At 70.2% G+C, this 12336-nt stretch carries 11 protein-coding genes; 6 read left to right on the top strand and 5 right to left on the bottom strand.

Going from position 1 to position 12336, the window contains the following annotated elements:
* Positions 1-48 precede the first annotated feature (48 nt).
* A complete protein-coding gene (locus ACYVC6_RS21870; RefSeq protein ID WP_460716664.1) occupies positions 49-1107 on the bottom strand; it encodes a zinc-dependent dehydrogenase in 1059 nt (352 codons plus the stop codon).
* Between the two features lie 188 nt (positions 1108-1295).
* Between ACYVC6_RS21870 and ACYVC6_RS21865 the strand changes: the two genes are divergently transcribed.
* Positions 1296-2807, top strand: a complete 1512-nt coding sequence (locus tag ACYVC6_RS21865; protein ID WP_460716663.1) for a PTS mannitol transporter subunit IICB — start codon at positions 1296-1298, stop codon at positions 2805-2807.
* A complete protein-coding gene (locus ACYVC6_RS21860; RefSeq protein WP_460716662.1) occupies positions 2800-3234 on the top strand; it encodes a PTS sugar transporter subunit IIA in 435 nt (144 codons plus the stop codon). Before ACYVC6_RS21865 ends, ACYVC6_RS21860 begins: the two co-directional genes overlap by 8 nt.
* A 9-nt stretch (positions 3235-3243) precedes the next feature.
* On the opposite strand, the gene ACYVC6_RS21855 is transcribed toward ACYVC6_RS21860, so the two are convergent.
* A complete protein-coding gene (locus tag ACYVC6_RS21855; RefSeq protein WP_460716661.1) occupies positions 3244-5397 on the bottom strand; it encodes a molybdopterin-dependent oxidoreductase in 2154 nt (717 codons plus the stop codon).
* Between the two features lie 232 nt (positions 5398-5629).
* Between ACYVC6_RS21855 and rpsO the strand changes: the two genes are divergently transcribed.
* From rpsO to ACYVC6_RS21840, 3 genes are all read left to right on the top strand, one after another.
* The gene (gene rpsO, locus ACYVC6_RS21850) at positions 5630-5905 is read left to right on the top strand and encodes a 30S ribosomal protein S15 (protein WP_460716660.1); all 276 of its coding nucleotides are present in this window, start codon (positions 5630-5632) and stop codon (positions 5903-5905) included.
* A 249-nt stretch (positions 5906-6154) separates the two neighbouring features.
* Positions 6155-8395 carry a polyribonucleotide nucleotidyltransferase gene (locus ACYVC6_RS21845; protein WP_460716659.1) on the top strand — a complete coding sequence of 747 codons (2241 nt, stop codon included), beginning with the start codon at positions 6155-6157 and terminating at the stop codon, positions 8393-8395.
* A gap of 95 nt (positions 8396-8490) precedes the next feature.
* Positions 8491-9705: a M16 family metallopeptidase gene (locus tag ACYVC6_RS21840; RefSeq protein WP_460716657.1), complete on the top strand. Its 1215-nt coding sequence runs from the start codon at positions 8491-8493 to the stop codon at positions 9703-9705.
* Here the strand turns inward: ACYVC6_RS21840 and ACYVC6_RS21835 are convergent.
* The 3 genes from ACYVC6_RS21835 to ACYVC6_RS21825 form a co-directional block, all read right to left on the bottom strand.
* On the bottom strand, positions 9702-10262 hold the full coding sequence (locus tag ACYVC6_RS21835; RefSeq protein WP_460716656.1) for a hypothetical protein: 561 nt from the start codon (positions 10260-10262) through the stop codon (positions 9702-9704). The two genes, ACYVC6_RS21840 and ACYVC6_RS21835, sit on opposite strands and share 4 nt — an antisense overlap.
* The gene (locus ACYVC6_RS21830; protein WP_460716655.1) at positions 10259-10876 is read right to left on the bottom strand and encodes a transposase; all 618 of its coding nucleotides are present in this window, start codon (positions 10874-10876) and stop codon (positions 10259-10261) included. The genes ACYVC6_RS21835 and ACYVC6_RS21830 overlap by 4 nt, the downstream gene beginning before the upstream one ends.
* 94 nt (positions 10877-10970) lie before the next feature.
* On the bottom strand, positions 10971-11486 hold the full coding sequence (locus tag ACYVC6_RS21825) for a class I SAM-dependent methyltransferase (protein WP_460716654.1): 516 nt from the start codon (positions 11484-11486) through the stop codon (positions 10971-10973).
* A 64-nt stretch (positions 11487-11550) separates the two neighbouring features.
* On the opposite strand from ACYVC6_RS21825, the gene dapB reads away from it, so the two are divergent.
* A complete protein-coding gene (gene dapB, locus ACYVC6_RS21820; protein ID WP_460716832.1) occupies positions 11551-12297 on the top strand; it encodes a 4-hydroxy-tetrahydrodipicolinate reductase in 747 nt (248 codons plus the stop codon).
* The last annotated feature ends 39 nt before the right edge of the window (positions 12298-12336 follow it).

Here is a 12336-nt window from a genome sequence, read left to right as displayed (position 1 = left end):
GGCGCCATCGCTCGCCTCGGTCGCTTCGCTCCCTCGCTCGCCCTCGGCTTACGGCTCCACCGTCACCTTGATGGCTTCACCGTTCCTGACGATGTCGAACGCGGAGAGGACGTCGGCCAGGGGTACGTGCCGGGTGATGAGGTCCTTGACCGGGACCTGACCGGTGGAGATGTACTCCAGGGCACGCTTGTTGTGCTCCGGCGCGGAGCCGTTGGCGCCGTGGATGTGCAGCTGTCGGTAGTGCACGACGTTGGAGTCGCAGGTGATCGTCGGGTCGGTCTTGGGCAGCCCGCCGAAGAAGGAGATCCGGCCGTTGCGCGCGGCCATCGCGATGGCCTGCTCCTGGGTGACGTTGGCGGCGGTGGCGGTGATGACCACGTCGGCCCCACGGCCGCCGGTGAGCTCCATGACCCGGGCGACGACGTCGACCTCGGCGGCGTTGATCGTCTCGTCCGGCTGCACGGCGTCGGCGGACATCTCGAGGCGCTCGGCGTTGACGTCGACCAGGTAGACGGGGCCGACCTTGTGCACGCCCCGGGCGATCCGGATGTGCATGCAGCCGATCGGGCCGGCGCCGAAGACGACGACGGTGTCGCCCTCCTCGATGCCGAGGAGTTCCTGGGCGTTGATCGCGCACGCGAACGGCTCGGCGGCGCTGGCCTCGTCGTAGCCCACGTTGTCGGGGATCCGGTTGAGGCCGTCGACCTTGAGCACCTGGCTGGGCACGATCATGTACTCGGCGAAGCCGCCGTCGTACTGGTAGCCGACCGAGGTCTGGTTCTGGCACACGGCCATCCAGCCCTTGCGGCACTCGTGGCAGTCGCCGCAAGGGACCGCGGCGATCACCTGGGCACGGTCGCCGACCTGCCACTTCGAGCCGTAGCGGGCGTTGACGTCGGCGCCGACCTCGACGACCTCGCCGGCGACCTCGTGCCCGATGGTCCGCGGTGGGGTGAGGTTCTGGTGGCCGTTGTGGAAGATCTTGACGTCGGTGCCGCAGGTCGAGCAGTTGCGCACCCGGAGCTTGACCTCGTCCGGCCCGCAGACCGGTTCCTCGACCTCCTCGAGGCGGACGTCCTCAGGGGCGTAGAAGCGCAGTGCCAACATGTCGCGGTCGGTCCTCTCGGGGTCCGGAGCAGGGGAATGTGGGTGACGCTAGCCCTCATTCGCAGGAAAAACCACATTGACGGACAGAAAGTCATGCCCGAATGCTTGGCAATCGGCCCGATTGTGTGCAGACTGGGGAACATCGGAGGTGACGGGGGTCACGTCCTGCAACCCGAGAGGAACCCAAGATGGCCTCGACAGCCACCGCGACGTCCGGAGGGACGCGAGTCCAGGTGCAGAAGTTCGGCACCTTCTTGTCCAACATGGTCATGCCCAACATCGGCGCCTTCATCGCCTGGGGCCTGATCACCGCGATGTTCATCGAGGTGGGCTGGCTCAACCTCGGTGGCGGTGAGCGGGCCTGGCTGAGCCCGGGCAGCTGGGTCGCCGAGATCGGCGGCTGGGGCGACTACGCCGGCGCCGGCATCGTCGGGCCGATGATCACCTACCTGCTGCCGCTGCTGATCGGCTACACGGGCGGCAAGATGCTCTACGACACCCGCGGCGGTGTCGTGGGTGCCGTCGCGACGTTCGGCGTCATCGCCGGCACCGACGTCCCGATGTTCATGGGCGCGATGATCATGGGGCCGCTCGGCGGCTGGAGCATGAAGAAGATCGACGCCATCTGGGACGGCAAGATCAAGCCCGGCTTCGAGATGCTGGTCAACAACTTCGCCGCCGGCATCTGGGGCGGCATCCTGGCCACAGCTTCGTTCTTTGCGCTGAGCCCCGTGCTCACCTGGATCGCCGACCGCGCCGGCGACGGCGTCGAGTGGATGGTGGACAACAATGTCCTGCCCCTCACCTCGATCCTGATCGAGCCGGCGAAGGTCCTCTTCCTCAACAACGCCCTCAATCACGGGGTGCTCACCCCGCTGGGGCTCCAGGAGTCCGCGGAGAACGGCAAGTCCGTCCTGTTCCTCCTCGAGGCCAACCCCGCAGCCGGCCTCGGGTTGCTGCTGGCCTACACCTTCTTCGGCAAGGGGCTGGCCAAGGCGTCGGCGCCGGGTGCCGCGATCATCCACTTCTTCGGCGGGATCCACGAGGTCTACTTCCCGTTCGTGCTGATGAAGCCCAAGCTCATCGTCGCGATGATGGCGGGCGGCATGACGCAGATCCTGATCAACGTGATCTTCGACAGCGGACTGCGCTCACCCGCGGCCCCGGGCTCGGTGTTCGCCGTCTACCTGGCCGCTCCCACGGGTGTCGCCAACCTCGTGGGCATCACCTTGTCGATCGTCGGAGGCGCCGCCGCGACCTTCGTGGTCGCCGCCTTCATCCTCAAGATGGACAAGACCGAGGAGGCCGAGGACCAGCTGGTGGGGGCGACCCACCAGATGGAGGCGCTCAAGGGCAAGAGCTCGTCCGTTGCCTCGGCGCTCACCGGAGGCGCCACGGCTCTGGCGACCCGCCCCATCCGCCAGATCGTCTTTGCGTGTGACGCCGGGATGGGCTCCTCGGCCATGGGTGCGTCCGTGCTCCGCAAGAAGATCGAGAGTGCGGGGCACGCCGATGTCACGGTGGTCAACAAGGCGATCTCCAACCTGACCGACGACTACGACGTCGTCATCTCGCACCAGGACCTCATCGACCGCGCCAGGCAGGCGACACCCTCGGCGGTCCACGTGTCGGTCGACAACTTCATGGGCAGTCCGCGGTATGACGAGATCGTGGAGATGATCGAGCGGTCGCGTGGCTGAGATCCTCGGCCCGGACGCCGTCGTCCTGCAGGGGTCGGCCCGCTCCCGGGACGACGCCATCGACGAGGCCGGCCGGCTGCTGGTCGCGGTCGGCGCCGTCGAGGCGTCCTACCTGCCGGCCATGCACGAACGGGAGGCGTCGGTCTCCACCTTCATGGGCAACGGCCTGGCCATCCCGCACGGGACCAACGAGGCGAAGCCCGCGATCCGGCGCACGGCGATCAGCTTCGTGCGCTACGCCGAGCCGATCGACTGGAACGGCAAGCCCGCGGAGTTCGTCGTCGGGATCGCCGGGGCCGGCGACGACCACCTGACGGTGCTCCAACGGCTCGCCGAGGTCTTCATGGACGAGAGCGAGATCGCGCGCCTGCGCGCAGCCGCCAGTGCCGATGAGGTGCTCGCCGTCCTGGGAGGTGTCCAGGTCTGAACCGGGGGGTCAGACCGGTTGGACCGTCACGGGAACGCCGTTGAGTGCGGCGTTCCCGCTGACGTCCAGCCGGTCGGGATCGGTCAGGTCGTTGATGGAGACCCCGACGACGGTCGACGCGTTCGAGAGCCGGGTGCCCTCGACCTGGTGACCGTAACCATGGGGCAGCGACACGACTCCCGGCATCATGTCGTCGGCGCCGCTGACCTCGACCTCGACCGCGCCGACGCGTGAGACGACGCGGACAACGGCCCCGGACTCCAGGCCACGGGCGGCCAGGTCGTCGGGGTGCATGAGGAGCTGGTGGCGCGGGCGGCCGCGGGTCAGGCGCGTGGTGTTGTGCAGCCAGGAGTTGCAGTCCTGCTTGTGCCGGCGTCCGATGAGCAGCAGCTCGCCGTCCTGCGGCATCGCGCCGGCCAGGGCGGCCTCGCGGACCCGCTCCAGGTCGGCGACCACCAGCGCGGGGGCCAGGTCGATCCGCTTGTCCGGGGTCTGCAGCCGCTCGGGCATCGTCGGGCGCAGCGGGCCGAGGTCGACGCCCTCAGGGTGCTTGCGCAGCGCCTTCATCGTCGTGCGCCCGCCGGTCTTGAGCAGGCCCGCGATGACGGTTGCGGGGCTTGCTGCGAGCCGCGCCTTGGTCGCCAGCCGGTCCTTGAGGCCGACACCGGCCCGGGACTGCAGGCGCTCGGTGAGGTCGCGGAAGATCTCCCAGTCGTGGCGGGCGTCGTCGGGCTTGGCGAACACCGCCGGGGTGAACCGGGCGGTGTTGCGGACCGCAAAACCGTGGAACACCAGGTCGTACTGGTCGCGCTCGAGTGCGGAGGTGGGCGGCAGGATCACTTCGGCGTGCCGGGTCGTCTCGTTGAGGTAGATGTCGACGGCCACCATGAAGTCGAGCCCGTCGAGCGCACGGGCCAGGCTCGCACCGTCAGGAGTGGACAGGACCGGGTTGCCGGCGATGGTCACCATCGCCCGGATCCGGCCGTCGCCGGGTGTCTCGATCTCCTCGCGCATCACCGCGGCGGGCAGCTCGCCGGCGAACTCCGGGATGTCGCGGACCCGGCTGCGCCAGACGTCGTGGTGACCCGGCCCGACGATCCGGCGGCCGACAGTGTCGACGGCCGGCTCCGGGAACAGCACGCCGCCCTCCCGGTCGAAGTTGCCGGTGAGCAGGTTGAGCAGCTGGATGGCCCACTGGCACACCGAGCCGAACCCGTGGGTCGAGACCCCCATTCGGCCGTAGACCGCGGCCGAGTCGGCGGCCGCCAGCTCGCGCACCAAGGTCCTGATGGTGTCGGCGGGGACCCCGCTGGCACCGGCCGCCAGCTCGGGCGTGAATCCCGCGACCAGCTCGCCGACCCGGTCCAGGTTGTCGGCGTACGCCGGGGGAGTGGCCAGCCCCTCGTCGAGGAGCACGTGCAGCATCGCCAGCAGCACAGCGGCGTCCGACCCCGGCCGCACGAAGTGGTGCTCGGTCGCGGCCTTGGCCGTCTCGGTGCGGCGCGGGTCCAGCACGACCATCCGGCCGCCGCGGGCCTTGAGGTCGCGCAGGCGCTGGGGGAAGTCGGGGGCGGTCATCAGGGAGCCGTTGGACGCCATCGGGTTGGCGCCGAGCACCAGGAAGTAGGACGTCCGGTCCAGGTCGGGCACTGGCAGCAGCAGCTGGTGGCCGTACATCTGCCAGGCGACGAACTGGTGCGGGATCTGGTCCACCGTGGACGCGCTGAACCGGTTGCGGGTCCGCAGGCTCTTCACGAACGGCACGCCGTGGGTCGCGAAGCCGACCGAGTGCACGTTGGGGTTGCCGAGGTAGACGCCGATCGCGTCCGGGCCGTGCTCCCGCGCCGTCGCGGCGAGCCGGTCGGCGACCAGGTCGAGCGCCTCGTCCCAGCCGATCTCCTCCCAGGTCGCGTCGGGTCCGTCGCCCACCCGGCGGATCGGCCGGCGGAGCCGGTCCGGGTCGTCGTGGACGTCCGCCATCGACACGCCCTTGGGGCAGATGTAGCCGCGGGAGAGCGGGTCGGCCTCGTTGCCCCGGATCCCGGTCACCCGGCCGTCCTGGATGGTCAGCTCGATCCCGCAGATCGCCTCGCAGAGGTTGCACACCCCGATCCGGGTGCCGGTGTAGTCCGACGGGACGGGATCCTCGGTCAGCAGGCCCATGTCGGCATCGTCGCATGGGTCCTGCTCGGTATGCCTGGGTCCTCGGCCGCCACCCCAGCCCCAGGGCGCATGACGATTCGGGGAGGCCGAGCCTCCGCTGCTAGTCTTGCCCGGTTGCCCATCAGGGGCGACCACCGCACCAGAACCGCCGTGCAATCGGCCGCGGATCCAGAGTGCCCGGGTGAACAGGCCCCGGCGCGCCGCGCAACGAGAGAACCAGAGGAGCCCCGCCATGGCAGTCGGAACCGACGCCGCGACGAAGCAGAAGATCATCGCCGAGTACGCCACGTCCGAGGGCGACACCGGCTCTCCCGAGGTGCAGATCGCGCTGCTCAGCCACCGCATCTCCCACCTCACCGAGCACCTCAAGACCCACAAGCACGACCACCACAGCCGTCGTGGCCTGCTGCTGCTCGTGGGCCAGCGCCGTCGTCTTCTCAACTACCTGCAGAAGACCGAGATCGAGCGCTACCGCTCGATCGTCGAGCGTCTCGGCCTGCGCCGCTGACTCCGAAGGACCCGCTCCGGCGGGTCCTTCGCTACATTTCACGACGTACAACTCAACAACCAGCAACCAACAGATAGAGGCGATCCGCCGCCCCGGCCGATCCTCGGTAGTGACCTTCAGGGCCCCCAATGGGACCGTCCTGCGGGTCTCGATCGAAGACCGGCCCCCGCCCCACAGCTCATGTGCTCAGCGGGGCCTGACGCGGGTCAGCGGTTCGCTTCGCGAACGCAGTAAGGACTTCATCTCTTCATGTCCCAAGACACTCACGAGCCCGTGATCTCCGCCGTCGAGACGACTCTCGACAACGGCAAGTTCGGGCAGCGCACCATCAAGTTCGAGACCGGTCTCCTGGCCCGCCAGGCCGCCGGCGCCGTCACCGCCTACATCGACGACGACACCATGCTGCTCTCGGCCACCACGGCCGGCAAGCACCCCAAGGACCACTTCGACTTCTTCCCCCTCACGATCGACGTCGAGGAGCGGATGTACGCCGCGGGCCAGATCCCGGGCTCCTTCTTCCGCTCCGAGGGTCGTCCCGGCGAGGACGCGATCCTCACCTGCCGCCTCATCGACCGCCCGCTGCGCCCGACCTTCAAGAAGGGCCTGCGCAACGAGGTCCAGGTCGTCATCACGGTGATGGCGCTCAACCCGGACCACCCCTACGACGTGCTGGCGATCAACGCCGCGTCGCTGTCCACCCAGCTCTCCGGCCTGCCGTTCTCCGGCCCGGTCGGCGGCGTCCGCGTGGCGCTGATCGAGGGCCAGTGGGTGGCCTTCCCCAACCACAGCCAGCTCGAGAACGCCGTCTTCGACATGGTCGTTGCGGGCCGGGTCACCGAGACCGGTGACGTCGCCATCATGATGGTCGAGGCAGAGGCCACCGAGGAGACCTGGCACCTCGTGCAGTCGGGCGTCCAGGCGCCGACCGAGGAGGTCGTCGCCGGCGGTCTCGATGCGGCCAAGCCGTTCATCAAGCAGCTGTGCGAGGCGCAGGCCGAGCTCGCCAAGGAGGCCGCCAAGCCGGTCGCCGACTTCCCGGTCTTCCTCGACTACGAGGACGACGTCTACGCCGCGGTCGAGGCCGCTGCCAAGGACGACCTCGCGGCCGCGATGACGATCGGCGACAAGCAGGAGCGCGAAGCCCGCACCGACGAGCTCAAGGCGACGGTCCTCGAGAAGCTCGCCGACCAGTTCGAAGGTCGCGAGAAGGAGGTCGGCGCGGCGTTCCGCTCGGTCAACAAGCAGGTCGTGCGCGAGCGCGTGCTGCGCGACAAGGTCCGCATCGACGGCCGCGGCCTGGCCGACATCCGGCCGCTGCACGCCGAGGTCGGCGTGATCCCGCGGGTGCACGGCTCGGCGCTGTTCGAGCGCGGTGAGACCCAGATCCTGGGCGTCACCACCCTCGACATGCTCAAGATGGAGCAGCAGCTCGACACGCTCTCTCCGGAGAAGCACCGCCGCTACATGCACAAGTACGTCTTCCCGCCGTTCTCCACCGGCGAGACCGGCCGCGTGGGCTCGCCCAAGCGCCGCGAGGTCGGCCACGGCGCGCTGGCCCGCCGGGCCCTCCTGCCGGTGCTGCCGTCGCGTGAGGAGTTCCCCTACGCGATCCGCCAGCTCTCCGAGGCGATGGGCTCCAACGGCTCGACGTCGATGGGCTCGGTTTGCGCGTCGTCCCTGTCGCTCATGCAGGCCGGCGTCCCGCTCCGCGCGCCCGTCGCGGGCATCGCGATGGGCCTCATCTCCGGTGAGGTCGACGGCGAGACGCAGTACGTCGCGCTGACCGACATCCTCGGCGCCGAGGACGCCTTCGGCGACATGGACTTCAAGGTCGCCGGCACCCGTGACTTCGTCACCGCCCTCCAGCTCGACACCAAGCTCGACGGCATCCCCGCCGAGGTGCTCGCCTCGGCGCTCACCCAGGCCCGCGAGGCCCGCCACACCATCCTCGACGTGATGAACGAGGAGATCGCCGGTCCCGACGAGATGTCGTCGCTGGCGCCGCGGATCATCACCATCAAGGTGCCCGTGGACAAGATCGGCGAGGTGATCGGTCCCAAGGGCAAGATCATCAACCAGATCCAGGACGACACGGGCGCGACGCTTTCCATCGAGGACGACGGCACGGTCTACATCGGCGCGACCAACGGCGAGGCTGCCGAGGCCGCGAAGAACGCCGTCAACGCCATCGCCAACCCGACGATGCCCGAGGTCGGCGAGCGCTACCTCGGCACCGTCGTCAAGACGACCAACTTCGGCGCGTTCGTCTCGCTGATGCCCGGCAAGGACGGCCTGCTGCACATCAGCAAGCTCCGCCCGCTCGCCGGCGGCAAGCGCGTCGAGGCCGTCGAGGACGTCGTCTCGGTGGGCCAGAAGATCCAGGTCGAGATCGGCGAGGTCGACGACCGCGGCAAGTTGTCGCTGATCCCGGTGGTCGAGGACGCCGAGGCGCCCGCCGAGGCGGCCGAGGCGCAGCCGGTCGAGGCCTGACCCTGAGGCGAGCCTCCACCCGCACCCTGCAGTCGGTTCGGGACGGCGGCGGGCGAGTCACCTCGCTCGTCCGCCGTTCCGTCCTGCCCAGCGGGATGCGGGTGGTCACCGAGCAGCTGGCGGGCGTCCGCTCGGCCAGCTTCGGCGTGTGGGTCGGCGTCGGCTCACGCGACGAGACGGCGACCCAGCACGGCTGCTCGCACTTCCTCGAGCACTTGTTGTTCAAGGGCACTGCCGAGCGGTCCGCGCTGGACATCTCGATCGCGCTGGACGCGGTCGGCGGCGAGTTCAACGCCTTCACCGCCAAGGAATACACCTGCTTCCACGCGCGGGTGCTCGACAGCGACCTGCCGCTGGCCATCGACGTGCTCGGCGACATGATCACGAGCTCGTTGCTGTCCGCCGAGGACGTCGAGGCCGAGCGCGACGTCATCCTCGACGAGATCGCCATGCACGACGACGACCCGGACGACGTCGCCCACAACCTCTTCGCCGAGCAGGCGTGGGGAAGCGGGACGCCGCTGGGCCGGTCCATCGCCGGCACTGTCGGATCCATCGAGGCGCTCAGCCGGGCCCAGGTGCACCGCTTCTACAAGCGTCACTACCGGCCCGAGAACATCGTCATCGCCGCGGCCGGCAACCTCGACCACGCCGACGTCGTACGCCGGGTTAAGAAGGCGTTCGGACGCGCCGGCTTCCTGTCCGGCGAGGCCGACCCGCTGCCCGCCCGGCACGCCACCGGACGCAAGCCCCCGGTCCACGGCGGGCTCGTGGAGGCCGTCCGTCCGTTCGAGCAGGTCAACCTGGTGCTCGGCATGGAGGGAGTGGACCGCAACGACGAGCGCCGGTTCGCCCTGGGCGTGCTCAACACCGCGCTGGGTGGCGGCACCTCGAGCCGGCTCTTCCAGGAGGTCCGGGAACGCCGCGGCCTGGCCTACTCGGTCTTCTCCTTCGCCAGCCACCACGCCGACTCCGGCGTCGTCGGCGTCTCGGTCGGCTGCCTGCCCAACAAGCTCGACGAGGTGCTGACCGTGGTGCGCACCGAGCTGTCCAGGGTGGCCGCGCACGGCATCACGCCCGACGAGCTGGCCCGCGGGAAGGGCCAGCTGCGTGGGGGGCTGGTGCTCGGCCTGGAGGACTCGGGCTCGCGGATGTCGCGCCTCGGCAAGGCCGAGCTGGTCCACGACGAGCTGCTCAGCATCGACGACGTGATGGCCCGCATCGACGGGGTCACCCTTGACGAGGTGCGCGACATCGCCGCCCACGTCTTCGGAGGTCCGGAGATCCTCGCGGTGGTCGGACCTTCCTAGCGCAGGGTTAGCGCTAGCACGCCGGCGCACGCGGCTGCCCAGAGCACGCTGGTGAAGGTGCCGATGATGAACCGCTCGGCGGCGCCCGGGGAGTCGGCGGGGTTGCGGAGCTCCGGGTAGCGGCCCAGGCCCTTGAGGGCCAGCACGACGGCGACCCCCTCGGGCATCCCCACTGCCAGGCTCGCGAACACCGCGCCGCGTTCGAGCGCCCCGATCCAGGTGCCACCGCGCAGCACGGCGCCGGCGGACTCGATCGGATGCGGGTCCATGCCCGCGGGCTGGTCCGCCGCGTCCACCGCGGCGAAGACCCTGACCGTGAGTGGGCCACCGCCCAGCACCGCGGTGGCGCCGGCCAGCACCACGGCCAGTGTGGCCACCCCACGGTCGCTCGTGTCGAGCTCGTCGGAAACCGCGGCGACGAGGCCCGTCGCGGCGAGCAGGACGACGGCGATCGGCGGCCAGACGGTGCGGCCGAAGCGGGCCCACCCGCCGAGGGACGCGACGACGCAGGCGGACAGCAGCACGACGACGAGCTGGGTGGCGGACTCGGCGTTCATCGGGCGGCCACCCCGCCGGCGAGCAGGGGAGCGGTGAGCTCGGCGACCAGCTCCCGGGCCCGGCGTCCCTCCACGATCGCGGCCGCCTGGGCGCGTTGGCTCACGGCGGACTGGCTGATGTCGAGGCGACCGGCGATCTCGTCGTACCTGAGACCGGCGTCGACCAGGTCGGACACCTCCCAGCCGCGCGAGGTGCGCCGGGCGAGCACCGCCGCCCAGAGCCACAGCGCGGTCTCGAGCCCGCGGACCCCCGCGCCGTCGCCCTCGACCCGGAGATGCCACGGGCTGGACTTGGCGGCGTTCACGGCGTCCCGGGCGTGCACGTAGGCGGCGCCGCGACCGGCCCGGGTGCTCTCGGGCAGCGGCTCGTCGACAGCCCCGATCCCGACGCCGATGTTCCAGGCGTCCTCACGAAGGAGCCGCTCCACGATCGGGGCCAGGGCCTCCGGGTCGTCGAGCACTCCCTGGAACTCGTCGCCGGCGGTCCGCTCGAACGGGCGGAGCAGGGCGAGGTCGCCCAGGTCGGCGAGCCCGGACAGCGCCTGGGGCACCCGGTCAGGTGCGGCCTGTCGGGTGGAGCCACGCTGGTCCACGGTGAGCACGAGCACTCGCATCCGCGTCTCCTCCCGCCGCCGAATTCAGGCTCTGGCCTGGATCGAGCATACATTAGAAAATAATCTAATGCGTGAGCGATTCAGGGAATAGACTTCATCGACGGCCGATGATCGCCACCACGGCCGGGGCCTCGTTCTCGGCGACCGAGACCCGGAAGCCGCCGCCGGCCAGGGCGGCGGAGGCCTTCTCCTTGATCTCCGGGACCTGCTCGGGGCGGCTCGCGTCGTAGAAGAGGTGCACCACGCCGCCCGGCAGCACCCGCTCGTGCAGCAAGGCGACCTCGTCGCGGCACTCCCGCACCCAGAACAGGTTGACGTTGAACGCGAAGACCTTGTGCAACCGCTTGACGGGCACCCGCAGGGTCGCCAGGTCGATCTGGCGCACCGTTAGCCGGCCGGCGTCGACGTAGCGCTTGCAGCGCCGCCGGGTGCGGTCGACACCCGACTCGGAACGGTCGATGGCGAACAGCTTGCCGGTCTCGAGCCGCTGGCATATCAGCTCGGCCGCGGCGCCAGGTCCGCAGCCGATCTCGAGGACGTGGTCGCCGGGCTGGACGTCCATGAAGTCCACCGCCCACCGGATCCGGGCCGGGATCGCCTGCACCGCCATGGGACAAACCTAGCGAGAACGCGCCGCCGGTACTGCCGCCGGTAGGTTGTGGGCCGTGTCAATGGTGCGACGAGTCGGTGTGCTGGGTGCTCGCGGCAAGGTCGGCAGGGAAGTCTGCCGGGCCGTCGAGCGCTCGACCGACCTCGAGCTGGTGGCGTCCAACGACCTCGGCGACCCGCTCGACGACCTCGTCACCACCGGTGTCGAGGCCGTCGTCGACTTCACCCACCCCGACGTGGTCATGGACAACCTGCGCTTCTGCGTCGAACACGGCATCCACGCGGTCGTGGGCACCACCGGGTTCGACCAGGGACGCCTGGACACGTTGACCGGATGGCTGGCAGACGCCCCGGGCGTGGGCGTGCTGGTCGCGCCCAACTTCTCGATCGGAGCGGTCCTGATGATGCGCTTCGCGGCCGCCGCGGCGCCGTTCTACGAATCGGTCGAGGTCGTCGAGCTGCACCACCCCGACAAGGCCGACGCACCGTCCGGCACCGCGCGGCGTACGGCGGAGCTGATCGCGGCCGCGCGTCGGGCGGCGGACAGCCCGCCCATGCCCGACGCCACCAGCACCGGTCTCGAGGGTGCCCGCGGCGCCGAGGTCGACGGCGTCCGGGTGCACGCCGTGCGGGCGCGCGGCCTGGTGGCGCACCAGGAGGTCATCCTCGGTGGGCCGGGGGAGACCCTGACCATCCGCCACGACTCGTTCGACCGGGCGTCCTTCACCCCCGGCGTGCTCACCGGCCTGCGCGCCATCGGCGACCGCCCCGGCTTGACCGTCGGCCTGGAGCACCTGCTCGACCTCGACTGAGGGCCGGCCCGACAGCTCGGTCACGAGCCGGGACGACTT

The organism is Nocardioides dilutus (assembly GCF_054779555.1).
The sequence above is the reverse complement of the archived record's forward strand: the minus strand, read 5'-3'. Positions and strand labels throughout refer to the sequence as shown.

Excerpts from the sequence above, each read along its gene's own strand:
- ACYVC6_RS21870 (WP_460716664.1), bottom strand. The coding sequence starts at position 1,107 with ATGTTGGCACTGCGCTTCTACGCCCCTGAGGACGTCCGCCTCGAGGAG.
- ACYVC6_RS21865 (WP_460716663.1), top strand. The coding sequence starts at position 1,296 with ATGGCCTCGACAGCCACCGCGACGTCCGGAGGGACGCGAGTCCAGGTG.
- ACYVC6_RS21855 (WP_460716661.1), bottom strand. The coding sequence starts at position 5,397 with ATGGGCCTGCTGACCGAGGATCCCGTCCCGTCGGACTACACCGGCACC.
- rpsO (WP_460716660.1), top strand. The coding sequence starts at position 5,630 with ATGGCAGTCGGAACCGACGCCGCGACGAAGCAGAAGATCATCGCCGAG.
- ACYVC6_RS21845 (WP_460716659.1), top strand. The coding sequence starts at position 6,155 with ATGTCCCAAGACACTCACGAGCCCGTGATCTCCGCCGTCGAGACGACT.
- ACYVC6_RS21840 (WP_460716657.1), top strand. The coding sequence starts at position 8,491 with ATGCGGGTGGTCACCGAGCAGCTGGCGGGCGTCCGCTCGGCCAGCTTC.
- ACYVC6_RS21835 (WP_460716656.1), bottom strand. The coding sequence starts at position 10,262 with ATGAACGCCGAGTCCGCCACCCAGCTCGTCGTCGTGCTGCTGTCCGCC.
- ACYVC6_RS21830 (WP_460716655.1), bottom strand. The coding sequence starts at position 10,876 with ATGCGAGTGCTCGTGCTCACCGTGGACCAGCGTGGCTCCACCCGACAG.
- ACYVC6_RS21825 (WP_460716654.1), bottom strand. The coding sequence starts at position 11,486 with ATGGCGGTGCAGGCGATCCCGGCCCGGATCCGGTGGGCGGTGGACTTC.